At 46.1% G+C, this 22,475-nt stretch carries 25 protein-coding genes; 7 read left to right on the top strand and 18 right to left on the bottom strand.

Annotated elements, in window-relative coordinates; genetic code table 11:
• Window positions 1-59 precede the first annotated feature (59 nt).
• Complete coding sequence (locus tag OCU74_RS05015; protein ID WP_087480745.1) at window positions 60-803, top strand: DUF1853 family protein; 744 nt, start codon at window positions 60-62, stop codon at window positions 801-803.
• 113 nt (window positions 804-916) lie between these two features.
• Window positions 917-1,312 (top strand): VOC family protein, encoded by a 396-nt coding sequence (locus OCU74_RS05010; protein ID WP_087480531.1) that lies wholly within the window; start codon window positions 917-919, stop codon window positions 1,310-1,312.
• A gap of 112 nt (window positions 1,313-1,424) precedes the next feature.
• Here the strand turns inward: OCU74_RS05010 and OCU74_RS05005 are convergent, their stop codons facing one another.
• From OCU74_RS05005 to seqA, 3 genes are all read right to left on the bottom strand, one after another.
• The gene (locus tag OCU74_RS05005) at window positions 1,425-2,129 is read right to left on the bottom strand and encodes a GH12 family glycosyl hydrolase domain-containing protein (protein WP_087480530.1); all 705 of its coding nucleotides are present in this window, start codon (window positions 2,127-2,129) and stop codon (window positions 1,425-1,427) included.
• Window positions 2,130-2,351: 222 nt separating this feature from the next.
• A complete protein-coding gene (gene pgm, locus OCU74_RS05000) occupies window positions 2,352-3,995 on the bottom strand; it encodes a phosphoglucomutase (alpha-D-glucose-1,6-bisphosphate-dependent) (protein ID WP_087480529.1) in 1,644 nt (547 codons plus the stop codon).
• Window positions 3,996-4,110: 115 nt separating this feature from the next.
• Window positions 4,111-4,689: a replication initiation negative regulator SeqA gene (seqA, locus tag OCU74_RS04995; RefSeq protein WP_087480528.1), complete on the bottom strand. Its 579-nt coding sequence runs from the start codon at window positions 4,687-4,689 to the stop codon at window positions 4,111-4,113.
• A gap of 91 nt (window positions 4,690-4,780) precedes the next feature.
• Between seqA and OCU74_RS04990 the strand changes: the two genes are divergently transcribed.
• The 3 genes from OCU74_RS04990 to fcrX all read left to right on the top strand — a co-directional run bounded on the left by OCU74_RS04990 (window position 4,781) and on the right by fcrX (window position 7,078).
• Window positions 4,781-5,554: an alpha/beta fold hydrolase gene (locus OCU74_RS04990; RefSeq protein ID WP_087480527.1), complete on the top strand. Its 774-nt coding sequence runs from the start codon at window positions 4,781-4,783 to the stop codon at window positions 5,552-5,554.
• A 278-nt stretch (window positions 5,555-5,832) separates the two neighbouring features.
• Window positions 5,833-6,360, top strand: a complete 528-nt coding sequence (fldA, locus tag OCU74_RS04985) for a flavodoxin FldA (protein WP_087480526.1) — start codon at window positions 5,833-5,835, stop codon at window positions 6,358-6,360.
• Between the two features lie 268 nt (window positions 6,361-6,628).
• Window positions 6,629-7,078 (top strand): ferric iron uptake transcriptional regulator FcrX, encoded by a 450-nt coding sequence (fcrX, locus tag OCU74_RS04980; protein ID WP_087480525.1) that lies wholly within the window; start codon window positions 6,629-6,631, stop codon window positions 7,076-7,078.
• A gap of 53 nt (window positions 7,079-7,131) precedes the next feature.
• Here the strand turns inward: fcrX and OCU74_RS04975 are convergent, their stop codons facing one another.
• The 3 genes from OCU74_RS04975 to fabB form a co-directional block, all read right to left on the bottom strand.
• Window positions 7,132-8,145, bottom strand: a complete 1,014-nt coding sequence (locus OCU74_RS04975) for an aspartate-semialdehyde dehydrogenase (RefSeq protein ID WP_087480524.1) — start codon at window positions 8,143-8,145, stop codon at window positions 7,132-7,134.
• Window positions 8,142-9,275 carry a 4-phosphoerythronate dehydrogenase gene (locus OCU74_RS04970; RefSeq protein WP_087480744.1) on the bottom strand — a complete coding sequence of 378 codons (1,134 nt, stop codon included), beginning with the start codon at window positions 9,273-9,275 and terminating at the stop codon, window positions 8,142-8,144. The genes OCU74_RS04975 and OCU74_RS04970 overlap by 4 nt, the downstream gene beginning before the upstream one ends.
• Window positions 9,276-9,496: 221 nt before the next feature.
• Window positions 9,497-10,708, bottom strand: coding sequence for a beta-ketoacyl-ACP synthase I (fabB, locus tag OCU74_RS04965; RefSeq protein ID WP_087480523.1), 1,212 nt, complete (start codon window positions 10,706-10,708; stop codon window positions 9,497-9,499).
• A gap of 121 nt (window positions 10,709-10,829) precedes the next feature.
• Between fabB and mnmC the strand changes: the two genes are divergently transcribed.
• Window positions 10,830-12,851 carry a bifunctional tRNA (5-methylaminomethyl-2-thiouridine)(34)-methyltransferase MnmD/FAD-dependent 5-carboxymethylaminomethyl-2-thiouridine(34) oxidoreductase MnmC gene (gene mnmC, locus OCU74_RS04960; protein ID WP_087480522.1) on the top strand — a complete coding sequence of 674 codons (2,022 nt, stop codon included), beginning with the start codon at window positions 10,830-10,832 and terminating at the stop codon, window positions 12,849-12,851.
• Window positions 12,852-12,927: 76 nt separating this feature from the next.
• On the opposite strand, the gene OCU74_RS04955 is transcribed toward mnmC, so the two are convergent.
• The 5 genes from OCU74_RS04955 to prmB all read right to left on the bottom strand — a co-directional run bounded on the left by OCU74_RS04955 (window position 12,928) and on the right by prmB (window position 16,858).
• The gene (locus tag OCU74_RS04955; RefSeq protein WP_087480743.1) at window positions 12,928-13,455 is read right to left on the bottom strand and encodes an NADPH-dependent FMN reductase; all 528 of its coding nucleotides are present in this window, start codon (window positions 13,453-13,455) and stop codon (window positions 12,928-12,930) included.
• Between the two features lie 118 nt (window positions 13,456-13,573).
• Window positions 13,574-13,840 (bottom strand): YfcL family protein, encoded by a 267-nt coding sequence (locus OCU74_RS04950; protein ID WP_087480521.1) that lies wholly within the window; start codon window positions 13,838-13,840, stop codon window positions 13,574-13,576.
• Window positions 13,841-13,901: 61 nt separating this feature from the next.
• On the bottom strand, window positions 13,902-14,432 hold the full coding sequence (locus OCU74_RS04945; RefSeq protein WP_087480520.1) for an elongation factor P hydroxylase: 531 nt from the start codon (window positions 14,430-14,432) through the stop codon (window positions 13,902-13,904).
• A 140-nt stretch (window positions 14,433-14,572) separates the two neighbouring features.
• Window positions 14,573-15,658, bottom strand: a complete 1,086-nt coding sequence (gene aroC / locus OCU74_RS04940; protein ID WP_087480519.1) for a chorismate synthase — start codon at window positions 15,656-15,658, stop codon at window positions 14,573-14,575.
• Window positions 15,659-15,925: 267 nt separating this feature from the next.
• Complete coding sequence (prmB, locus tag OCU74_RS04935) at window positions 15,926-16,858, bottom strand: 50S ribosomal protein L3 N(5)-glutamine methyltransferase (protein ID WP_087480518.1); 933 nt, start codon at window positions 16,856-16,858, stop codon at window positions 15,926-15,928.
• A 62-nt stretch (window positions 16,859-16,920) separates the two neighbouring features.
• On the opposite strand from prmB, the gene smrB reads away from it, so the two are divergent.
• Window positions 16,921-17,451, top strand: coding sequence for an endonuclease SmrB (smrB, locus tag OCU74_RS04930; RefSeq protein ID WP_087480517.1), 531 nt, complete (start codon window positions 16,921-16,923; stop codon window positions 17,449-17,451).
• Between the two features lie 50 nt (window positions 17,452-17,501).
• Here smrB and flhB read toward each other — a convergent pair whose 3' ends face one another.
• The 7 genes from flhB to fliM are packed head-to-tail and all read right to left on the bottom strand — an operon-like array spanning window position 17,502 to window position 22,474.
• Window positions 17,502-18,632: a flagellar biosynthesis protein FlhB gene (gene flhB / locus OCU74_RS04925; RefSeq protein ID WP_087480516.1), complete on the bottom strand. Its 1,131-nt coding sequence runs from the start codon at window positions 18,630-18,632 to the stop codon at window positions 17,502-17,504.
• A 12-nt stretch (window positions 18,633-18,644) separates the two neighbouring features.
• The gene (gene fliR / locus OCU74_RS04920; protein WP_087480515.1) at window positions 18,645-19,436 is read right to left on the bottom strand and encodes a flagellar biosynthetic protein FliR; all 792 of its coding nucleotides are present in this window, start codon (window positions 19,434-19,436) and stop codon (window positions 18,645-18,647) included.
• A gap of 10 nt (window positions 19,437-19,446) precedes the next feature.
• Window positions 19,447-19,716 carry a flagellar biosynthesis protein FliQ gene (fliQ, locus tag OCU74_RS04915; protein WP_087480514.1) on the bottom strand — a complete coding sequence of 90 codons (270 nt, stop codon included), beginning with the start codon at window positions 19,714-19,716 and terminating at the stop codon, window positions 19,447-19,449.
• Window positions 19,717-19,725: 9 nt separating this feature from the next.
• A complete protein-coding gene (fliP, locus tag OCU74_RS04910; RefSeq protein ID WP_087480513.1) occupies window positions 19,726-20,604 on the bottom strand; it encodes a flagellar type III secretion system pore protein FliP in 879 nt (292 codons plus the stop codon).
• Window positions 20,601-20,978, bottom strand: coding sequence for a flagellar biosynthetic protein FliO (gene fliO, locus OCU74_RS04905; RefSeq protein WP_087480512.1), 378 nt, complete (start codon window positions 20,976-20,978; stop codon window positions 20,601-20,603). The genes fliP and fliO overlap by 4 nt, the downstream gene beginning before the upstream one ends.
• Before the next feature lie 17 nt (window positions 20,979-20,995).
• On the bottom strand, window positions 20,996-21,409 hold the full coding sequence (fliN, locus tag OCU74_RS04900) for a flagellar motor switch protein FliN (protein WP_087480511.1): 414 nt from the start codon (window positions 21,407-21,409) through the stop codon (window positions 20,996-20,998).
• 9 nt (window positions 21,410-21,418) lie between these two features.
• Window positions 21,419-22,474 carry a flagellar motor switch protein FliM gene (fliM, locus tag OCU74_RS04895; RefSeq protein WP_087480510.1) on the bottom strand — a complete coding sequence of 352 codons (1,056 nt, stop codon included), beginning with the start codon at window positions 22,472-22,474 and terminating at the stop codon, window positions 21,419-21,421.
• Window position 22,475 lies beyond the last annotated feature (1 nt).

The raw sequence follows: 22,475 nt of genomic DNA, 5'->3' as shown, positions 1-22,475 counted from the left end.
TTGATATGACATCCGGGCAGGCTACAATGACACCTGACAGACTTCAAGAGGCATTCATCATGGATTTAACTTCAATTGCCCAATGGGTTAGTAATTCCCCCGGATTATTTCTGGCAGATCCGCCGATTGAATCCCATGCACCTTTCAGCGTAACCTCTGATGTCTCATTGTCAGAAAATCCGAACCAACGACTGGGGCTGCTCTATCAATCGATCTGTTCAGCCCTGTTTACATCTAGCCCAATGTATACCTTAACCGCAGAAGAAGTGCAGATTACCGACAACGGAAAAACTCTGGGTGCCATCGATTTTATTGCCAAAAATCAGCAGACATCACAACAGGAACACTGGGAAGTTGCAGTAAAATTCTATCTTCTCCATCACGGCTACTGGTTCGGCCCAAATGCGAAAGACCGTCTGGATATAAAGCTCAGACATATGCTCACTCATCAGTTGCCATTGTCTGCTCACCCCACCGTGTTACAACAATATCCGCAATGGCAGGTAACATCCCACCACCTGTTGATGCAGGGCCGGCTGTACATCAATCCTTATGCTGACGAGCCCATTCCCCGGGATTGTCTGGGCCATCTCCTGAATCAAACGCAGATTCAGGGGCGCTGGTGCTATCATTCTCAGTTCCATCAGATCAATGAACCGCTATATTCGCTTGAAAGGCATCAGTGGATGACTGGGCGAACAGAAACAAACCTTCGTTACGAGTCTGGCTCTGGACGGGCCGTTCATTGTCAGTCTGAAAACGGCGTGTTCTGGTTTATCGTTCCGGATAACTGGCCGGAATAAACCTCTCATATTTTCTCAGGATCCCATACAGCGATGAAAACCGGCTTATACTTTGTTCATTGGATTTCATAACGAATGAAACAAACGGACACAAACAACAAAAGGAGAACAATATGTTTGATCATCTGAGTACCTACGCAACCGACTACGAAGCAACCAAAGCGTTTTATGCCGGAGCCTTTGCTCCTCTCGGTTACAGTATGCAAATGGAATTTGTCGCAGAGTGGAACGAAGCATTTCCACAACAACGTATGTGTGCATTCGGTCCGGAAGGTAAGCCAGCTTTCTGGATCATCGAAACCAAAGAACAATTCACACCACGCCATATCGCCTTCTCAGCGTCTTCACGCAAGCTTGTCGATCAGTTTTATGCCGGAGCAATGGAGAATGGCGGTCAGGATAATGGCAAGCCGGGACTGAGACCGATGTACCATGAACACTACTATGGTGCTTTTACTCTGGATCCGGACGGAAACAATGTAGAAGCAGTCTGCCATGATCCTGAATAATCAGTTCATTTTATAGAACAGAGATAACCATACTGACCAAAACCTGGTCAGTATGGTTTAACCGTTCTGATAACTGTTTTTTAATAACTAGAATTCTGAATAACAGAAATTCTTAATAACAAGATAATGAATAGTTACCTACCCGGAAATCTTCACCATTAGCAGAAGATGTTATTTCAAACCCAAACTGAATCTGGTGCAGATTTGCATCGCCAAACCAGCCTCTTGAACGAATCCATTTTGAAATTGCAGCAATATCAACGGTGCCTGAACGAGTGTTACTGGTACGCACAAAAGAGAAAACTTCATTAACATTGTTACTGCCACGATAAACATTCCATGTATGTCCGCCAAGACGAACATTGGTGTATGCTGCAACCGGGCGTCCATAGGCATCATAGTTATAAGAAATCGGCGCAACGTCACCACGATAATTCATCCATAACATCACTTCGTAACTGTGGTTGTCATACCAGAGATCATAGTCGGCAGAGTAAGCACCGGACGATGGAACATCAATCTGGAAGGTACTGCGGCAGGTATTCAGCCGGCTGACCCGGATATTTTGCTCAAAAGATACATTCGGATAAGATTTGATTCCTCCGGTATTCGGATGCTGTGCCCAGACGCCCCAGTTGTTATAAGAGTTCACCCACATGCATTGAGTTCCGGCTCCCTGTCCCCAGATATTGTTATATAGCGTGTAGCCGTTATTGTTATAAGTTCCCCACCGGTCGCAACTCGACCAGTTTGCACTGTATGCGTTTGAAACAAACAGTGCTGCTAACAATATTCCTAGCCATTTGATACGTTTCATTTAGTTATCCTCTATTGGTGTATATACAACAGACTTTATTTTTTTACCTATATAACTGAGCATAATTTGCTCATCACCGATGAGAATATAATGCAGTGCAGCAAATATGAACAAAGACTCATAAATAAATTGCATTTTTCTGAGGAAGGTTTGATTTCGGGAAAAACAAAGGGAGTGCCGAAGCACTCCCTTGTATCTTATTGATATAAATACAGATTAAAACTAGACACCTGCATCGGCAAAAACTTGATTAACGATATCCTGAGCTTCCGATTCGATCTGTTTGAGGTGTTCTTCACCTTTAAAACTCTCACAGTAAATCTTATAAATATCTTCAGTTCCGGATGGACGTGCTGCAAACCAGCCAAATTCCGTCGTCACTTTTAGTCCACCGATAGCTGCACCATTTCCCGGTGCATGGGTCAGCCTTGCCGTAATCGGATCTCCGGCCAGAGTCTGAGCAGAAACCATTTCCGGAGACAGTTTTTTCAGTACATCTTTCTGCGGACCAGTTGCAACTGCCTGAAGACGGCTGTATTTTGATTCACCATGCTTTGCGGCCAGCTCTTCATAATACTGCTGGGGATTTTTCCCGGTCACTGCCGTGATCTCAGCAGCCAGCAAGCAAAGAATTATGCCATCTTTATCTGTCGCCCATGGCGTTCCATCGAATCTCAGGAAAGATGCACCTGCACTTTCTTCTCCACCAAAGCCAAACTGTCCGGAAAGCAGCCCATCAACGAACCACTTAAAGCCAACCGGAACTTCACACAGCTCCCGGCCAAGATCGGCAACAACCCGATCGATCAACGCACTGGAAACCAGTGTCTTGCCGACCGCAACATCTGCTTTCCACTCACGATGGCGATATAAATAATCAATACAGACAGCAAGAAAGTGATTCGGATTCATCAACCCTTTCGGTGTCACAATGCCATGACGGTCATAATCAGGGTCATTGCCGAATGCAAGGTCATACTCATCTTTCAGGGCCAGTAATCCCGCCATAGCATACGGAGATGAGCAATCCATCCGGATCACACCATCCTTATCCAGAGACATAAACTGAAAAGTCGGATCAACCGCCTCATTAACCAGATGCAGATTCAGTCCGTAGGTCACCGCAATTTTCCGCCAGTACTCGATACCGCTTCCGCCTAGTGGATCCACACCAATTTTCAGGCTTGCCTTCTGAATTGCGGGAATATCAATCACATTGATCAGATCATCAACATACGGTGTCACTAAATCCCGTTCAACATAGAGCTCAGATGCCATCGCTTCCTGTAACGGCATCTGTTTAACAGCTGCCATCTCTGTAGCAATGATCTCATTGGCCCGATCTTCAATCGCCTGAGTTACAGCACCTTCAGCCGGACCACCATGAGGTGGGTTATATTTTATCCCGCCATCCTGTGGCGGATTATGAGACGGAGTAATAACTATTCCGTCCGCTTTTTGTTCATGTTCACGGTTATAAGTCAGAATTGCGTGGGAAACCCCCGGTGTCGGCGTATAACCATTATCAGCCTGAGCAATCACCTGAACGCCATTGGCTATCAGAACCTCAACAACACTTGAAAATGCGGACTCGGACAGGGCATGCGTGTCCTTCCCGACAAAAACAGGACCATTTATACCTGACTGGTGCCTGACTTCCGCAATTGCCTGAGTAATTGCCAGAATATGATTTTCATTGAATGAAGACTTACCGGAAGTTCCCCGGTGACCTGAAGTTCCAAACTCTACTTTATGCGCCTTTTCGGCAGCATTGGGTTTAAGACGGTAATAATCAGATACAAGAACCGGGATATTTTGCAAATCTTCGTGTTGTGCTTGTTGTCCTGCTCTAGGGTGAATAGCCATATGACATCCTTGGTTTCAAAATAACAGTTATCTAAAATCACAGTATTTCAAAGAACGGTGTCTCAGATATAAGAAAAAAAGCCCCATCGGATGTGATGAGGCTGTAAAATTTCATTTAAATCGAAAGCGTTACTTTATCGATAAGATCTGAAGGGAAGTTCATCCGAACCATCACCTGTTCGATCATCTGCTGTTTACGGCTGGTATTATTGTTGGTAATCACCCAGAAAGGTGTATTTGGGATCGCTTTCGGTTTAGTCGTGTTGCCGCTTTCCAGTAAGGTCTGTTCATTATCGGCAAAATAGACCCGCTTCCGGCCTTTGACCTGCATAGCTTCGGAGAAGCTGACCGAATCGATACTATACAGGGTAGAAAGCACCAGCATAAAACGGTCTATGACTTTTTTCTGAGCTGCAAATTCATCGGAAATCAGCAACTCACGAATCATCTGAACACCTGATAATTGTGGTTCTCTTCCAGCATCTTTGCTAACGACAATGCCCTGATGAACAGGCTGCACCGGTTCATCAGACAGTTCTGCTGACTGAACCTCGTGAGAAACAGGCTGGGACGGACTCTCCTGACCATCGACATTCAACAACCGGCGTAAGATATCCGATGCACTTTCACCGATATGGCATGTCTGACTTGCAATGTAACGGTATAATTCCTCGTCAACCTCAATTGTTTTCATTCGCTTTTCACAATCTCTATGTTTAAACTCTTTGGGATTATAGCGAGATCTTTTACGATACACCACGATAAACCCAATACAAACAGAGAAAATGTCTGCACAACTTCACTATAAAATTGAAGGGGATGGACCACCGCTTGTCCTGCTACACGGATTGTTCGGCAACCTGGATAACCTTGGCTTGCTGGCCCGTGATTTGAAAAATGATTATCAGGTCATCCGCCCCGATTTAAGAAACCATGGGCTCTCTTTTCAATCGCCAGAGCACAATTATGAACTGATGGCTGAAGATGTTGCCAGACTGCTTCGGTCTCTTCATCTGCCACCAGTCACGTTAATCGGTCATTCCATGGGAGGAAAAGTTGCCATGAAACTGGCAGCAACAGAGCCGGCACTAGTCCGTGAATTGGTTGTGATGGATATTGCACCACTGAAATACCGTGAACGTCACCACGATAACGTTTTTGCCGGATTATTTTCTGTTTTGGAGCAACACCCATCAAACAGAGAAACTGCAATGCAGTTACTCGCCCAGCATATTGAAATGGAATCTGTCAGACAATTTTTAGGCAAATCTTTATATAAAGATGGTGACAGAATGACATGGCGTTTTCAGGTTGAAGCTCTGTACAACAATTACGAACATATTCTTGACTGGCAACCCATTCAGGCGGTACAAATGCCTACGCTATTTTTGAAAGGAGCCAACTCTGACTATATCAGCCCGGAAGCTCAGGCTCCGATTCTGGAACAATTTCCGCAGGCAAAAGCCCATATTGTTGCAAACACCGGACATTGGCTCCATGCGGAAAAGCCTCAGGATGTATTGAGAATCATCCGTAAATTTTTACTGAGTGTCGGGTAGTGTTTATCAGCCGTCGGCTGTTGTGTGCATTAACTTTAACAAATAACAATGGTATAGTTCGCGCAATCATCATAGGGATGGAGCAGCAGCGCCTGCATGTCTGAGCAGCCAGAACAATGCTGGCTCAGGAAACTTCCGTCATACAAAGACGAACCTACTGATGAGCCCGATCCAGATAACGTGACACCGTGTTGAATCGTGATAGGGATAATGCGGAGATAAATGTTCAGGATTCCATCCCATAAGTAGACGACAAATATATATAGGGTAATGATTTTATGGCAAGTGTAGGTATCTTCTTTGGAAGTGATACAGGTAATACTGAAGCCGTTGCAAAAATGATCCAAAAGCAACTCGGTACAAAACTGGTTCATGTTCAGGATATTGCAAAAAGCAGTAAAGAGGACATCGACAATTTTGACCTGCTGCTATTTGGTATCCCAACCTGGTACTATGGTGAAGCGCAATGTGACTGGGATGACTTTTTCCCGGAACTGGAAGGCATCGACTTTTCCACCAAACTGGTTGCACTTTTCGGCTGTGGCGATCAGGAAGACTACGCTGAGTACTTCTGTGATGCGATGGGTACTATCCGGGATATCGTCGAAAGTAAAGGGGCAACCGTCATTGGTTACTGGCCAACCGAAGGCTATGAATTTGAAGCCTCAAAAGCACTTGTTGATGAGAATCATTTCGTTGGTTTATGTATCGATGAAGACCGTCAGCCGGAGCTGACCGAAGATCGGGTGAACCGTTGGGTGAATCAGATTTACGATGAAATGTGTCTTTCAGAGCTAGAAGACTGATTTTAATAGATAAAAAGATCTGATCACTCAATAGGCACCTGACCTTCAGGAGAGCTTTGACAGTTCAGGTCTTTTTATTTGTTGATGGATCTTATAAAGTACAGTTATCACTCGCATTTATATATGGAAAGAATTGCAGATACCGCTGTCTACCTATAAAGGAGTAATACCCTTTAAAAGTTAGTGGTTTATTGTTTGCGATGACTAACCTATAATAATTCAAATAATGAAACTCTGTTACTGATGCAGATCATCAACAGGAAAATATATGTCTGATAACAACCAAGCGCTTAAGGATGCGGGCCTGAAGGTCACTCTTCCCCGGTTAAAAATTCTCGAAGTTTTGCAGCAGCCAGAGTGCCAGCACATTAGTGCCGAAGAACTGTATAAAAAATTGATTGATCTCGGTGAAGAGATCGGTCTGGCTACCGTTTATCGTGTCCTTAACCAGTTTGACGATGCCGGTATCGTTACCCGCCATCATTTTGAAGGTGGTAAATCTGTATTTGAACTCTCAACCCAGCATCACCACGATCACCTTGTCTGCCTTGATTGCGGCGAAGTGATTGAATTCTCTGATGAAGTGATTGAAGAACGTCAAAAAGAAATTGCGGCTCAATATAATGTGCAGCTCACCAACCATAGCCTTTATCTTTATGGCAAATGTGGTGAAGGAAACTGTAAACAAGATCCAAGTGTTCATAAGCGCAAGATTTAAAAAGAAAAACCACCGACAAGTCGGTGGTTTTTTTATCCGTTCATGAACTTGAATTACAGATAATCCCGAACCAGAACTTCTGCAATCTGCACCGCATTAGTTGCTGCGCCTTTACGGACATTATCAGCAACAACCCAGAGATTAATTCCCTGATGATGGCTAATATCGTTGCGGATCCTGCCAACAAAAACTTTATCCTGACCACCCGCATCTCTGACCTGAGTCGGAAAATCTTCGCCACTGAAGACTTCAATATTCTCAGCCTGCCGGAGCAATTCCGTCACCTGATCCGCATCAATCGGAGCACGAGTCTCAACATGCAGTGCTTCAGCATGACCATAAAATACCGGAACCCGGACACAGGTCGGATTCACCTGAATCGAATCATCATTGAAGATTTTCTGTGTTTCCCAAACCATCTTCATCTCTTCACGGGTATAACCGTTATCCATGAATGCATCGATCTGAGGAATACAATTGAATGCGATTTGCTGGCTGAACTGACTTGGTTCCGCCGGAACACCATTCAGCAGTCTGGCTGTTTGTCCCGCTAACTCATCCACACCGGGCTTTCCGGCTCCGGAAACAGACTGGTACGTCGAAACATTAATCCGGTCAATACCAACCGCATCGTGAATAGGCTTTAACGCAACCAACATCTGTATGGTTGAACAATTCGGATTGGCAATAATATTCCGGTTACGGAATTCTGCGATTGCTTCCGGATTAACTTCCGGGACAACCAACGGAACATCATAGTCATAACGGAACTGTGATGTATTATCAATCACAACGACACCAGCATCTGCTGCAATTGGTGCCCATTGCTCTGACAGAGAACCTCCGGCAGAAAAGAGTGCGATGTGAGCCTGAGACCAGTCAAAATCTTCAACATTCTGGACACGCACCGACTTACCGTTAAAACGGTAAGTCTTCCCTTCACTGCGCTCACTGGCCAGCAAAAATAGCTCATCAACAGGAAACTGGCGCTCCTGAAGAACTTCAATCATTGTCTCACCGACAGCTCCGGTGGCACCTAAAATAACGACATTAAATTTTTGGCTCATGATGTCACCTCAATCTGAAAACCTAACTCTGACAGCGGATTTAAATTACAATCCTGATGGCCGGTTACTTTAATCGCCCCGTATTCACGGCGATCCCAGTAATATTTACGCATAGCATCGAATGCTCCCGGTTTGGTGATTTCTCTTCTGAACAGCGCATCATCACGACGAACGTCATAAACCAGATGAATCAGGTTGACCAACGTCGCTTCATCCCATGCCTGAGATAAACAGACTTCTGAGACCGGCGCAACAGGCAGGAGTTTATTCGGGCTTGCCCAGAGATCATAGCCGAGAAAAGTACAATAACTATTAAAAATCATGGTTGTCCCACGCGCTTTGCCTTCCAGCCCGTAGCCTGCAATATGTGGAGTAGCAAAGGCTAACAGAGGCAACAATGTCATATCAACTTCCGGCTCAAACTCAAACACATCCAGTACTGCCGTAAAACCATCCTGCTGTTGCAGACGATTTTTCAGTGCTGCATTGTCAACAATTGGTCCCCGTGCTGCGTTGATCAATATCTGATCAGCCCGAAGGTTGTTCAGCCTCTGTTCATCAATCAGATGGTAAGTTGGCCATGCGCCATCTTTTACCAAAGGTGTATGCAACGTAATCACATCTGCCGTTTCCAGCAGTGTTTCCAGTTCAGTAAACTGGCGCGAATCACCTTCAGCTTCTTTAGGCGGATCATTGAGTAGTACTTTTAGCCCGATACCACGCAGACAATTAGCAAGATAACTACCAACCTGACCGGCGCCGACAATACCTACAGTTTTGTCAAAAACAGAAAAACCCTGCTGTTGTGCAAGAACCATCAGGACACTGAATACATATTCAGCAACACCAACTTTGTTGCACCCCGGCGCTGCGGTAAAGAAAATTCCCCGTTCCTGCAAAAGCTTCTGATCCACATGATCCATACCCGCAGTAGCAGTACCGACAAATTTCAGCTTATCGGCCTTTTGCAGTAATGCATCATTGACCTTCGTAACGGAGCGAATCATCAAAGCATCCACATCCACTAAATCATCAGCAGTTAAATCACGTCCGGATTTTAGAATCACTTCACCTAATTGGCTGAATAGCTGTTCAGCATAAGGCATATTCTCATCAATGAGGATTTTCATACCTGAAATCATCTTTTTCAAAATAAAGAGAGATTGTACAGAAAGTCGGGACGGGGTTCTATATACCCAGAACCATATAACAAGAATACCCGATGTCATGTAACATCGGGTATTTGGAATGATTACTTATACAAACCGCACAACTTCACATCATTAGTTTGAACTCACAGCATAACAAACTGCCGTAAAAACAGATGAAAAACAATGTGCTGCTATCAGGATTACCCCTGATATTTTTGCATCAGTAGTGTTGCATTTGTACCACCGAAACCAAAGCTGTTAGACATCACTGTTGTCAGTTCCTGTTCTCTGGTCTCTGTTACGATATCCAGTCCTTGTGCAGCTTCGTCCAGATTCTCGATGTTAACACTTGGGGCAACAAAGTTATGATGCAACATCAGTAGTGAATAGATCGCCTCATGTACCCCGGCAGCACCCAAAGCATGACCTGTCATCGCTTTGGTTGCTGAAATCGCAGGGCTATGACCTCCGAATACTTCCTGAATCGCATTCAGTTCTTTCACATCTCCGACAGGTGTTGATGTACCATGAGTGTTGATGTAATCGACCTGATCAACATTCTGCATCGCCATTTTCATACACCGCACCGCACCTTCGCCGGAAGGAGCAACCATATCATAGCCGTCAGAAGTCGCACCATAGCCGACAATCTCACCGTAGATGGTCGCACCACGAGCCAGAGCATGCTCCAGTTCTTCAACAACAACCATACCGCCGCCGCCGGAAATGATGAATCCATCACGGTCCGCATCATATGTGCGGGAAGCCAGATCCGGAGAATCATTATATTTAGTCGATAGTGCTCCCATCGCATCAAACATCATGGTCATCGTCCAATCCAGTTCTTCACCGCCGCCGGCAAAAACAATATCTTGCTTACCAAGCTGGATCAGCTCTGCTGCATGACCAATACAGTGTGCTGATGTTGAACATGCCGAGCTCATACTGTAATTAACACCCCGAATCTTAAATGGCGTAGCCAGACACGCAGAAACAGTAGATGACATGGTCCGTGTCACCATATAAGGTCCAACACGTTTGACACCTTTTTCACGCAGAGTATCGATTGCAAGAGATTGGTTCAGAGCCGATGCGCCACCAGAACCGGCAACAATTCCGGTACGGTCATTTGAAACCATTTCCGGAGTTAATCCGGCATCGGCAATGGCCTGTTCCATCGACAGATAGGCATAAGCAGCAGCATCACCCATAAACCGCATTTGTTTGCGATCGATATGCTCTGCCGGATTGATCTTTAGATTACCCCATACCTGAGAGCGCAGACCTTTCTCTTTGAATTGCTCAGACGCTGTAATACCTGACTTTCCAGCTTTCAGAGATGCCAGAACTTCTTCGACATTGTTACCGATACTGGAAACAATACCCATACCGGTTATTACAACTCGTTTCATATAAGATCCCTATTCATTGAAATTTCGCATACGATGATAGCTGACAAAGCCTATGGAAGTGGTCAGCTTTCCAAGAAATTCGTACAATTCCCCCACATTCATATATTAAGACAAAACCACTATGACTAAAATTATCAATGCCAAACTGGACTGGAACGAATCCGGTACACCCGTGTCCGGGGAGTTTGACGACGTCTATTTTTCGAATGTGAATGGACTTGAGGAGACAAGATACGTTTTTCTCCAAAAAAATCAATTACCTGAACGCTGGAATCACTTTAACCAGCCAAGATTTGTGATTGGAGAAACAGGATTCGGTACCGGACTCAATTTTCTTGCCGCCTGGCAGGCATTTGATCTCTTCCGCCAGCAGCATCCGGAAGCACCACTCCAGTCACTCCATTTTATCAGCTTTGAAAAATATCCTGTCAGTAAAGAAGATTTAATCAAAGCTCACCAGGCCTGGCCCGAACTGGCAGATTATGCCGGAGAACTTCAGCGACATTACCCGCTGGCGGTCCCGGAATGTCACCGGATAACCTTAGCTGACGGCGCGGTCACACTCGATTTGTGGTTTGGTGATATTCATGATTGCATGCCTTTGGTTCCCGTTTCCCGGGATGGCCTTATCGACGCCTGGTTTCTCGACGGTTTTGCTCCCAGTAAAAATCCCGATATGTGGAATCAGCAACTGTTTGATCAGATGGCTAAACTGGCCAGAGCGGATGCAACCTGCACCACGTTTACAGCAGCTGGATTTGTACGCCGGGGGTTAATCGAAGCCGGTTTTTCCATGCAGAAAGTGAAAGGATTCGGTACGAAACGGGAAATGCTGGCCGGAGCCATGGAAACACCGACCGGGTTCACTAATATGCTGCCGTGGTATGCCTGTCACGCTGTGCCTGATTTGTCAGATGTCGCCATCATCGGTGGCGGTATTGCCAGTGCTACACTGGCAAAAGCATTAAGCAGACGGGGAATCCGGGTAACTCTGTACTGTCAGGATGAAAAAGCGGCTCAGGGAGCTTCCGGCAACCGCCAGGGAGCAATTTATCCGCTGCTGAATGCACAGCATGACCCTTTATCCCGTTTCTTTGCTGCCAGTTTTTTATATGCCCGACAATTTGTTGAGCAGATGGCGAATGACGGACTTCGTTTTGATCACCAGTGGTGTGGCGTAACTCAACTCATGTGGAATGAACAGGCACAGAAAAAATTAAAGCCCATCGCTACAAATCACTTTCCGGCAACACTCGTTACAGGTCTTGATGCACAACAAACTTCAGAAACAATTGGCCTGCCGGTCACATCAGAAAGCCTTTACTATCCACTCGGAGGCTGGCTCTGTCCGGCTCAGTTAACCGAACAAATCCTCTCAACACTACAGTCATCCGGACAGTTACAGCCCCATTTCCGGACCCCGATTGACTCACTCAACTGGGATGAACAGAAGCAAGTCTGGCAATTGCACAGTTCGGAGCAGATATTCAGACATCAGTGCGTCGTGATTGCCAATGGACATCAATATGATCAGCTCCTTCCCAGCCAGACGCTGCCACTGGCAAAAGTGAAAGGTCAGGTCAGCCATATCCCAACCACCGACACGCTGGAACAACTCAAAACCGTGCTCTGTTATGATGGTTATATGACACCGGTCAATCCGGGTAACCAGCACCACTGTATCGGAGCCAGCTACGACCGGCAGCATATTGATACCCGCTTTGATCCAACCGCTCAGATTCAGAACCGGGAAAAACTGCAAACCTGTATTCCTGATCAAAACTGGCCGGAAGATGTGGACGTCTCTCAGAATCAGTCAAGACAGGGAATTCGCTGTGTCAGTCGTGATCACCTGCCTTTCGCCGGTAATCTGGGAGACTTGCAAACAATCAAAACCCAGTATCAGTCACTGGCCTCACAAACAGCACAGTCGGCACAAACAATTCACCACTTCCCACATCTCTACGGTCTGTTAGGGCTCGGCTCACGAGGACTCAGTTCCGCACCGTTACTGGCAGAGCTACTTGCCTCAATGATGTGTGGCGATCCGCTCCCATTACCGGTTGACTTACTGGAACGACTGCATCCCTGCCGGATGTGGGTCAGGAAACTGCGGAAAGGCAAATCAGTCTCAGAAACATAACCCGTCCTCTCAATAGACAAAACCACCCGGAACGTACATTCCGGGTGGTTTATTCCGAGCTTTCGCAGAGATAAAATTACGCCAGTAGTGTGGCTACAGCTTCCTGAATTTCAGTCGCAATCGTCGCGTTGGTTACCTTACCGGTTTCCATATCGAAGTTATCATAAAAGCTGGGAACGGAAATCGATGCTTTTACATTACCGCCAAAGAAACCGGCCGAAGCTGTTGCCGCCGCCAATACCGACTGAGCACCACCTGCACCGGGAGACGTTGCCAGATAAACGGCAGGTTTACTCTTAAAGATATCCCGATCAATCCGGCTCACCCAGTCAAACAGATTTTTATAAGCCGCCGGATAGTGGCCATTGTGTTCAGCGTAAGAAATGACATATGCATCAGCCTGTGCCAGATCATCCAGAAAAGCTTTTGCACCTTCTGCATGGCCGATATCTTTTTCCAGATCTTCGCTAAAAATCGGCACTGTATAATCATTTATATCTAATATCTGAACTTCGACATTATCTGCCAGATTCGCCGCATAAGTTGCCAATGCTTTATTGATTGAAGTTGAACTTGTACTCGCACCAAACGCAATAATTTTCACAGTCATTACCTCGACATCTCTATATGATGAAATCAGCATAAGTCTTCATCAGTGTGACAACAACCACAAAATTTATATAGATACATTCAAATAATTAGAACTACTCTTAGGGCGAGGTTTAAACCGTCTGGGACTGGAGTTTTTCCCAGAGTTGTTGAACAATCAGCCGATCCGAGGGCGTCAGTTCGGAGCGTGCATTTTCCAGACTGGCATCAATACGGGCTTTCAGTTCAGCTAAATCGGCAATCCCTTCATCTTCACATGCTGCCGCAGCAAGAGAAATGTGCCCCCGTAGATAACCACCAGCAAACAATTCATCGTCAGAGGCCTGCTCAATGCCATCATCGATCAGTGCCAGCATTTTTTCTTCAAATTCAATAATCATTTTACACTCTTCATTGCCACCCTAGGGCGCGTTAATCCGAATAGATACTTTGTCAATGGTATTACTTCACAACAAATAACGCCGGAGACAGCGGCTCAGTCTGATAAAAAATCCGCAGTTCCTCTGCGAGAAGCCCAACCCGTTCGGGCAGTCCCTCTCTGAGGATCTGCATCACCTCACGATGAACTTTCTCCATGAATTGCAACCGATCCGGCTCAAAATCCCCATTCAGATTGTCACAACTGACAGAAAAAGGAAAACCGGCGCTGACCGAGAGAATCCACTCATATGCCTGAGGACGAACTTCAACCAGCTCAAAAGCAGCCTGAACTTCACGGGTCCGCCCGTCAGGTTCATACCAGTAACCAAAATCTTCCAGCAAACGACGTTCAGGGCCGGCAACACACCAGTGAGCAATCTCATGCAGGGCCGAGGCATAAAAACCGTGGGCAAAAATAATCCGGTGGTAAGAAACCGGGCCACCAGCCGGCAGATAAATGGGTTCATCATCGCCGGAGACCAGACGGGTATTATAACGTCCGGAAAAGGTACAGTTAAAAATGTTGATTAAGTCCTGATACTGATGATCCATGGTTCACTTGATACGCTTTTACAACGGAGTGCATTCTCCTGTTTTTCCCGGCGGAGGTAAAGTCTCTCCATAAAAAATGCCCTCCGGTGAGGGCATTTCAGATTCGTTCACTGAACGACATACCGAGGCGACTTCAGAAATTAAATCTTCGGCGTTTCCGTCGTCACATTCTGATTCTGGCCACGGTGACGTAGCAAATGATCCATCAATACAATCGCCAGCATCGCTTCCGCGATCGGAACAGCACGAATACCGACACACGGATCATGACGCCCTTTAGTAATCAGTTGCGTCTTTTCTCCTGCTTTGGTGATGGTATCTCCGGGAACTGTAATACTTGAGGTTGGTTTCAACGCAATATTGGCGACAATATCCTGCCCGGTTGAAATACCGCCCAGCACACCACCGGCATGATTACTGCCAAAACCATCAGGAGACAACGTATCCCGATGCTGACTTCCCTTTTGCTGTACGACAGCAAAACCATCTCCGATTTCAACGCCTTTTACCGCGTTGATACTCATCAATGCATGGGCAATATCGGCATCCAAACGGTCAAAAACAGGCTCTCCCAACCCGACAGGAACCTGAGTAGCAACCACCTGAATCTTCGCTCCGATAGAATCGCCTTGTTTTTTCAGATCACGGATCAGTGCATCAAACTGTTCGACTTTGTCGACATCAGGACAGAAAAAAGCATTATTTTCGATTTCAGCCCAATCGACTTTCTCTATTGAGATATCTCCCATTTGCGCAAGATAAGCACGAATTTCAATCCCGAATTCCTGACGGAGGTATTTTTTGGCCACAGCTCCGGCAGCTACCCGCATTGCAGTTTCACGGGCAGAAGAACGGCCACCGCCGCGATAATCCCGAATTCCGTACTTCTGATGATAAGTATAATCAGCGTGTCCCGGACGGAATTTATCTTTGATATCTGAATAATCTTTAGAACGTTGATCCGTATTCTCGATCAATAGTCCAATTGAGGTTCCGGTTGTTTTTCCCTCAAACACCCCAGACAAAATTTTGACTTCGTCCGGCTCACGTCTTTGCGTGGTGTAACGCGAAGTTCCCGGGCGACGTCTGTCAAGATCACCCTGTAAATCGGCTTCGGTCAGCTCAAGTCCCGGAGGGCATCCGTCAACGATACATCCCAGAGCAAGACCGTGACTTTCTCCAAATGTCGTTACACGAAAATGTTGCCCGATACTATTTCCTGCCATGCACTTTCCTGTCTATAAATTTTTCTGTTATCAATTTATCAGCTAATACCAACCCAGATAAAGATATGCTCTGAATGGTATAACTATTTTCTGGTTAACCATCTACTTGATGGCGAGCCCCAAACCAGACCAAACCATTTTTAGATCAGACGGCAGTATGAGGCTGAGATACCGTGTTAGCGTTGAGTGGCCTCATAGTCGCTTGATTCTGATTTGATGTAAAGCCCAATCGGTGGCACTGACTCCTCCCAGACGCTTTCTCCGGTGTTAATCCAGATAATCGGCAAACTGATCCGCACATTCAAGCAATTGTTGCCGGGTCAGCATAAAGACCCCATGCCCGCCATTGGCAAACTCCAGCCAGGTAAACGGAATTTCCGGATACTGCTCCATCATATGTACCATTGAATTACCAACTTCACAGATTAGAATTCCCTGCTCAGTCAGATAGTCCGGTGCATTGGCAAGAATTCTGCGTACCAGTTCCAGACCATCAACACCGGCTGCCAGACCTAACTCAGGTTCATGCTCAAATTCTCGTGGCAATGAGTCCATATCTTCCTGATCCACGTAAGGAGGATTAGAAACGATTAGCTCATACTTTTCTTTCGGTAAATCCCGGAAGAGGTCTGAACGCATCGGAAAAACCTGCTGTTCCAGCCCGTGGTCCTGAATATTGATTTCAGCAACAGCCAAAGCATCGGCGGAAATATCAACCGCATCAACTTCTGCATCCGGAAATACATGCGCACATGCGATTGCAATACAGCCACTGCCGGTACAGAGATCCATGATTCTGGTCGGGCTTTCACTCAACCAGGGCTGAAACTGATTCTCAATCAGCTCCCCGATTGGAGAACGAGGTACCAATACCCGCTCATCGACAAAAAACTCCAGTCCACAGAACCAGGCTTTATTGGTCAGATAGGCGACAGGTTTACGTTCTTTAATGCGCTGAATCACCCGTTCGACAATATCTGTTCTCTCACTCATTGTCAGACGAGAACTCAATACATGTGAAGGCACATCAATCGGCAGATATAGTGTGGGTAAAATCAACTGAACCGCTTCATCCCAGGCATTATCGGTTCCATGACCGTAAAATAATCCAGCCGCATTGAAGCGACTGACTGTCCAGCGAACCATATCCTGAAGCGTATGAAGCTCAGATACCGCTTCATCGACAAAAATCTTATCCAAAATTGCCTCCAAAAAGCGCTACAATACTGCTTATCCGAATTAAACGAACATATGAACAGCGCATGAGTGACCACGACCCATATCAGGATGATGACTCAACCTTATTCAAAGATGCAGTACAGGGCGTAAAAAAGTTGCGTCAGGATACCATAGTCCGGCAACCAAACAGAAATACCAAACAAAATTTAGCACGCCGAAACATTCATGACGCAAATGATAACGAATTTTATTTTTCCGATGAGTTTGTCCCTCACCTCGAGCAGGAAGGGCCAACACGCTACGCCCGCAGTGATGTTTCCAAATATGAAGTCAAACGTCTGCGCCGGGGCGTGTATGTTCCGGACGTATTTCTGGACATGCATGGAATGACTCAGAAAGAGGCGAAAAGAGAACTTGGAGCCATGATTGCGTACTGCATCAAAGAAGGCATCCACTGTGCCTGTGTTCAGCATGGTATCGGTAAACATATTCTGAAACAGAAAGTGCCTTTGTGGCTGGCTCAGCATCCTGATGTGATGGCATTCCATCAGGCACCACTGGAATTTGGCGGAGATGGAGCGCTGCTGATTCTGCTTTCCATCCCGGAGAAATAAAAGATTCAGGGTAACACAGTGCAAAAAACACCAGGAAACGTTCAACAGCCCTAATAGTTCATATCGGTTGGAATGGTCATCGCCTCTTCGTTCAGCTTTGGCCGTTTACCACCACGCCGCCGGTACTGGCGTAACTGGAAAACATAAGCCAGTACCTGAGCAACGGCGATGAACAAGCCATCCGGAATTTCCTGCTCCAGCTCAGTGGTATGATAAAGGGCTCGGGCCAATGGTGGTGCGGGAACAATCTCAATATCATGCTCTCTGGCAACTTCCCGGATTTTGAGTGCAAGATGATCAATCCCTTTTGCCACAACTACTGGTGCTTTGTCGGTATTTTGCTTGTACCGCAGTGCTACAGAAAAATGTTCCGGGTTGGTCACAATCACATCGGCCTGAGGAACATCAGCCATCATCCGTCTCTGTGCTGCTTCCCTTTGCAGCATCCTGATCCGGCCTTTAACTTCAGGTTTACCTTCCGTATCTTTGTATTCGTCTTTCACTTCCTGCTTGGTCATTTTCAACTGGTTGGCGTGTTGCCAAATCTGGAAGGGAATATCTATCGCCACAACGATCAGCAAAGAACAGCTAATCAACAGGACAAAATTGAGCAGAATCTGAAGTGCGTGATATATATTTTGTGGAAAAACATCCAGACTTAGCTGGAATAAATCCAGTTTCTGACTGTCGATTAAAGAGAATGCTACCCCGGCAACCAGAGACACTTTCAGAATAGATTTCAGCAGTTCAACCCAGCTTTGCAGGCCAAACATCCGCTTCAGTCCACTTAATGGGTTCAGCTTTGACATTTTGGGGCGGGCAGCTTCAGCAGAAAAGGAAATACCACCTACGCCGGTTGCTCCAATCAAAGCAGCAACAAACAGCGTCACCAGAATCAGAACCAGTGGCAGAATCAGAGAAACCAGCGTACCGGACAAGATATCAAACAATTTGGTCAGGTCGAACACTTCTTCCCGGCTCAGGGTAAACAATCTTCCCATCGACAGATACAGCGCTTTTGCTAAGGATTCACCAAACCACATCAACGCAATAGCACCGACCACCAGCACCGACACCGAGGCCAGTTCCTTTGAGCGGGCAACCTGACCTTTCTCTTTCGCCTGCTCCCGCCTTCGGGGTGTGGCTTCTTCGGTGCGTTCTTGTCCGTCTGACTCTGCCAAGGTCGTTCCTCCTTAAGGTGCCTGACAATCCAGTCGAATAAATCGACAGATTTGGGCTTCTCCCTGCTCCCAGAAGATCTCATAATGACTATAAAGACCCGTGACAATATACCAACAAAGCAGTAATCCAACCATGAGCGCAAAAGCAAAACCGAGGGAAAAGATATTCAACTGAGGTGCAGCCCGGGTCATGACCCCGAATGAGAGATTCACGGTCAACAAAGCAATGATTCCAGAAAGTGACATGGTCAGGGCAACTTTGAACATGATACCAAACCATAAGGCCAGCTCACGAAAATCTACCGATGTTAATCCACCCTGACCAATAGGTAATGTCTTGAAGCTAAAACCAATCAGTTGAATCAGTTTCAAATGACCATCACTGCCTAAAAAGAACATGGTAGCCAGAAACATAAAGAACTGACCAAGCAACGGCGTATTCTGACCATTAGCCGGATCCACCATTGATGCAAAACCCAGACTCGACTGCATCCCGATGATCTGCCCCAGCATGACAAATGTCTGGACCATAAACTGAGTAATGGTGCCCATAGCCACACCGATCACAATCTGCTCGAAGGTGATCATAAAGCCCTGAAGGGAAACCAGCTCAATATTTTGGGGAACCGCAGGAATGGCCGGCATCAGTGCCAACGTAATCGCAAGGGCAAGATAAAGACGAATTCGGGCCGTCACAAAACGAGCCCCGGTCACCGTCATCACCATCAGCATTGCCGATATCCGGGTAAGCGGCCAGAAGTATGTTGCTATCCAGTCTAAAATCAGGCTTGCCGGATATTCCATAGCTTTCTCCTCAATGGAGGATCTGAGGCAGACGGTCAATCATAGAATAGAAGAACTCCATTAAGATCCGAGTCATCCAGTGAGCAAACATCATTAACGCCAGTAAGGTCACGATTAAACGGGGCAAGAAGCTGAGTGTCTGCTCGTTGATCGATGTTGCCGCCTGAAAAACGGCAACGACTAAACCGATGAGCAAGCTGGGAACAATGATCGCCGACACCATCAGTAATACAATCCATAAAGCATCACGAAAGATTTCAACAAAAGCTTCTGGTGTCATCATTTTCCCCTAAAGTGCAAAACTGCCTGCCAGCGTTGACAGAATCAGATTCCATCCGTCAACCAGAACAAACAGCATCAACTTAAACGGTAAAGAAACAATCATCGGAGATAACATCATCATCCCCATCGCCATCAGTACCGAGGCAACAACTAAGTCAATGATCAAAAAAGGTAAAAACAGCATAAAGCCGATCTGAAATGCAGTTTTCAGCTCAGAAGTGATAAAAGCCGGAATCAGAACCGTCATTTCAACATCCTGAGGATCCGTCGCCTGAGAACCGGACAGATTCACAAAAGTCTCTAAATCTTTAACCCGGGTCTGTTTCAGCATAAAAGCCCGCATCGGTTGCTGAGCCTGATCAAATGCCTGCCTCGCATTAATCTGCTCGTTCAGATATGGCTGAATTGCTTTTTCATTAATCTGATGGAATACGGGAGACATAATGAAGAAGGTCAGAAACAGAGCAATCCCGACGATGACTTGATTTGATGGTGTCTGTTGCAATCCCATCGCCTGACGCAGAATCGACATCACTACCACAATCCGGGTAAAAGATGTCATCAGAATAACTAATGCCGGCAAGAAGCCGAGCATCGTCATTAACGCCAGAATTTGCAGATTAATCGAATAATCCTGACTTCCGTCAGGGTTGGTCGTCATGGTAATAGCCGGAATGCCCGCCTGATTCGAACGTGCAACCGTTGAAGTGTTTGAAAAACCCTGCGCAGTGATACTCTGTGTGACCTGACTATTAGCTGGCTGAACTTCTCCCGGAGCCGGGGCTGCCCATAGAATATCAGAGAATAATCCTAAACACAGAACCAGCCCGACAAGGGCTAGTTTATTCAAATGAGTCGTCAGTAATTCAATATTATGTTTTGTCATTCTTTTTTCAGAAACCGATTCAGTTGACCTGCAAAAGGATGTTCCAATGTCTGGGAGGATGATGTTAGCGGCTGCTCTAGCTTAGAAATCAACCGAATCGAATGTGCGGTCGCTCCAACCAGAAACTGTTCTTCACCCACCTGAACAACCAACAGTTTTTCTTTTGTCCCGATGGGAAGCTGACGAATCACCATCAGATCTTTCTGACTGCCGCCTAACGCAGGCAAACGCATTTTTTTAAGTAAGAACGCCAGAATCAGAATAAAGGCAACCACAAAAATCAGAGCACCGAAAGTCGTCAGAATACTCATTTGTGCTCCAGTTTCAGCCCAGACAGGAAAAGAGCAAAACAACAGAATGATTAATCGTTTCATCAACTACCTTATTCTAATTATCTTAGTTTCTTAATCCGTTCAGTCTGACTAATCACATCCGTTAACCGGATACCAAACTTATCGTTAACCACAACGACTTCACCATGAGCAATCAGCGTACCGTTGACCAGAACATCCAAAGATTCTCCGGCAATCCGATCAAGTTCAACAACAGAACCCTGGTTCAACTGAAGCAAATTACGGATACTGATCTGTGAACGACCGACTTCCATCGAAATCGTCACCGGAATATCCATAATCGTATCCAGCTTACGACGCTCATCATCCGAAATAGGCTGTGAAGTATCTTGCAGTTCTTCAAGCGGTGCCGCCAATATTTCATCAACATCGACATCCGACGGCGCATTCGGATCTTCGCCCAGGGCTGCTGCCCACTCATCTGCCAGCTTTTGATCATCAATATCAGACATCTTCGCTACCTACTTTCTCGTTTTTTCTACTTCATCTTCTTTCTCAAGATCAGAAATAATATCCTCACTTAAAAAAGCCAGATCCGTTTTCACCACATCAGGGCGTTTAATTTTCTCGGAAATCTGTACTGCCAGACTATCTTCCGAGCGTCCCATTTTCACCCGGAAGGTTGGCAGTTCTTCAACAAACATAATCGCATGTTCGGGCATATCTATCGGAATCACATCACCTGCCTGTAATTCCATTAAATCTCTTAATGCCAGTGTTTTTTCCAGCAAATTCACCCGGAAGTTAACCGGTACATCCATGATTTCTTCCCGGAGAGCCGAACTCCAGCGCACGTCTGTTTCCATTTTATCCGACTGAACACCGGCATCCAGAAGCTCACGAATCGGTTCAAGCATCGAGTATGGCATGACCATATGGAAATCACCACCGCCCCCGTCGACCTCAATATGGAACGAACTGACAACAATCACTTCTGTCGGGCTAACAATATTTGCCATGCTCGGGTTTACTTCAGAATCAAGGTATTCAAACTCAACCCCCATGACCGGTGACCAGGCTTCTTTATAATCTCCGAAGACAATTTTCAGCAGTAGCTGGATGACCCGCCGTTCTGTCGGCGTAAACTCACGACCTTCAATTCTGGCATGAAAACGTCCATCCCCACCGAAGAAATTCTCCACCAGAATAAAAACCAGTCGGGCTTCCATTGTGATAAGTGCAGTTCCTTTCAATGGCCGGAAACGAACCATATTCAGACTGGTTGGTACATACAATGTGTTCTGGTATTCCCCGAACTTCATCATTTGTACGCCGTTAATCGACACTTCTGCTGTTTTTCTCAGCATATTAAACAAACTGATACGCAGGTGACGGGCAAAACGCTCATTGATCAGTTCGAGCGTCGGCATCCGCCCCCGGACAATCCGGTCCTGAGACGAAAAGTCAAAATTTACCGCATCGGTCGAAGCGACTTCTAACTCTTCTTCTTCGTCATCGACACTATCAACGCCGTGCAACAGCGCATCAATCTCGTCCTGGCTTAATAGATCAGTCACA

Source organism: Vibrio mangrovi (genome assembly GCF_024346955.1).
In the GTDB taxonomy this organism is placed as follows: Bacteria; Pseudomonadota; Gammaproteobacteria; order Enterobacterales; family Vibrionaceae; genus Vibrio; species Vibrio mangrovi.
This window is presented reverse-complemented; position numbering and strand designations above follow the sequence as displayed.

Bases quoted from the DNA above. Each gene is read 5' to 3' on its own strand.
- OCU74_RS05015 (WP_087480745.1), top strand. From the start codon at position 60: ATGGATTTAACTTCAATTGCCCAATGGGTTAGTAATTCCCCCGGATTA.
- OCU74_RS05010 (WP_087480531.1), top strand. From the start codon at position 917: ATGTTTGATCATCTGAGTACCTACGCAACCGACTACGAAGCAACCAAA.
- OCU74_RS05005 (WP_087480530.1), bottom strand. From the start codon at position 2,129: ATGAAACGTATCAAATGGCTAGGAATATTGTTAGCAGCACTGTTTGTT.
- pgm (WP_087480529.1), bottom strand. From the start codon at position 3,995: ATGGCTATTCACCCTAGAGCAGGACAACAAGCACAACACGAAGATTTG.
- seqA (WP_087480528.1), bottom strand. From the start codon at position 4,689: ATGAAAACAATTGAGGTTGACGAGGAATTATACCGTTACATTGCAAGT.
- OCU74_RS04990 (WP_087480527.1), top strand. From the start codon at position 4,781: ATGTCTGCACAACTTCACTATAAAATTGAAGGGGATGGACCACCGCTT.
- fldA (WP_087480526.1), top strand. From the start codon at position 5,833: ATGGCAAGTGTAGGTATCTTCTTTGGAAGTGATACAGGTAATACTGAA.
- fcrX (WP_087480525.1), top strand. From the start codon at position 6,629: ATGTCTGATAACAACCAAGCGCTTAAGGATGCGGGCCTGAAGGTCACT.
- OCU74_RS04975 (WP_087480524.1), bottom strand. From the start codon at position 8,145: ATGAGCCAAAAATTTAATGTCGTTATTTTAGGTGCCACCGGAGCTGTC.
- OCU74_RS04970 (WP_087480744.1), bottom strand. From the start codon at position 9,275: ATGAAAATCCTCATTGATGAGAATATGCCTTATGCTGAACAGCTATTC.
- fabB (WP_087480523.1), bottom strand. From the start codon at position 10,708: ATGAAACGAGTTGTAATAACCGGTATGGGTATTGTTTCCAGTATCGGT.
- mnmC (WP_087480522.1), top strand. From the start codon at position 10,830: ATGACTAAAATTATCAATGCCAAACTGGACTGGAACGAATCCGGTACA.
- OCU74_RS04950 (WP_087480521.1), bottom strand. From the start codon at position 13,840: ATGATTATTGAATTTGAAGAAAAAATGCTGGCACTGATCGATGATGGC.
- OCU74_RS04945 (WP_087480520.1), bottom strand. From the start codon at position 14,432: ATGGATCATCAGTATCAGGACTTAATCAACATTTTTAACTGTACCTTT.
- aroC (WP_087480519.1), bottom strand. From the start codon at position 15,658: ATGGCAGGAAATAGTATCGGGCAACATTTTCGTGTAACGACATTTGGA.
- smrB (WP_087480517.1), top strand. From the start codon at position 16,921: ATGAGTGACCACGACCCATATCAGGATGATGACTCAACCTTATTCAAA.
- fliR (WP_087480515.1), bottom strand. From the start codon at position 19,436: ATGGAATATCCGGCAAGCCTGATTTTAGACTGGATAGCAACATACTTC.
- fliQ (WP_087480514.1), bottom strand. From the start codon at position 19,716: ATGACACCAGAAGCTTTTGTTGAAATCTTTCGTGATGCTTTATGGATT.
- fliP (WP_087480513.1), bottom strand. From the start codon at position 20,604: ATGACAAAACATAATATTGAATTACTGACGACTCATTTGAATAAACTA.
- fliO (WP_087480512.1), bottom strand. From the start codon at position 20,978: ATGAAACGATTAATCATTCTGTTGTTTTGCTCTTTTCCTGTCTGGGCT.
- fliN (WP_087480511.1), bottom strand. From the start codon at position 21,409: ATGTCTGATATTGATGATCAAAAGCTGGCAGATGAGTGGGCAGCAGCC.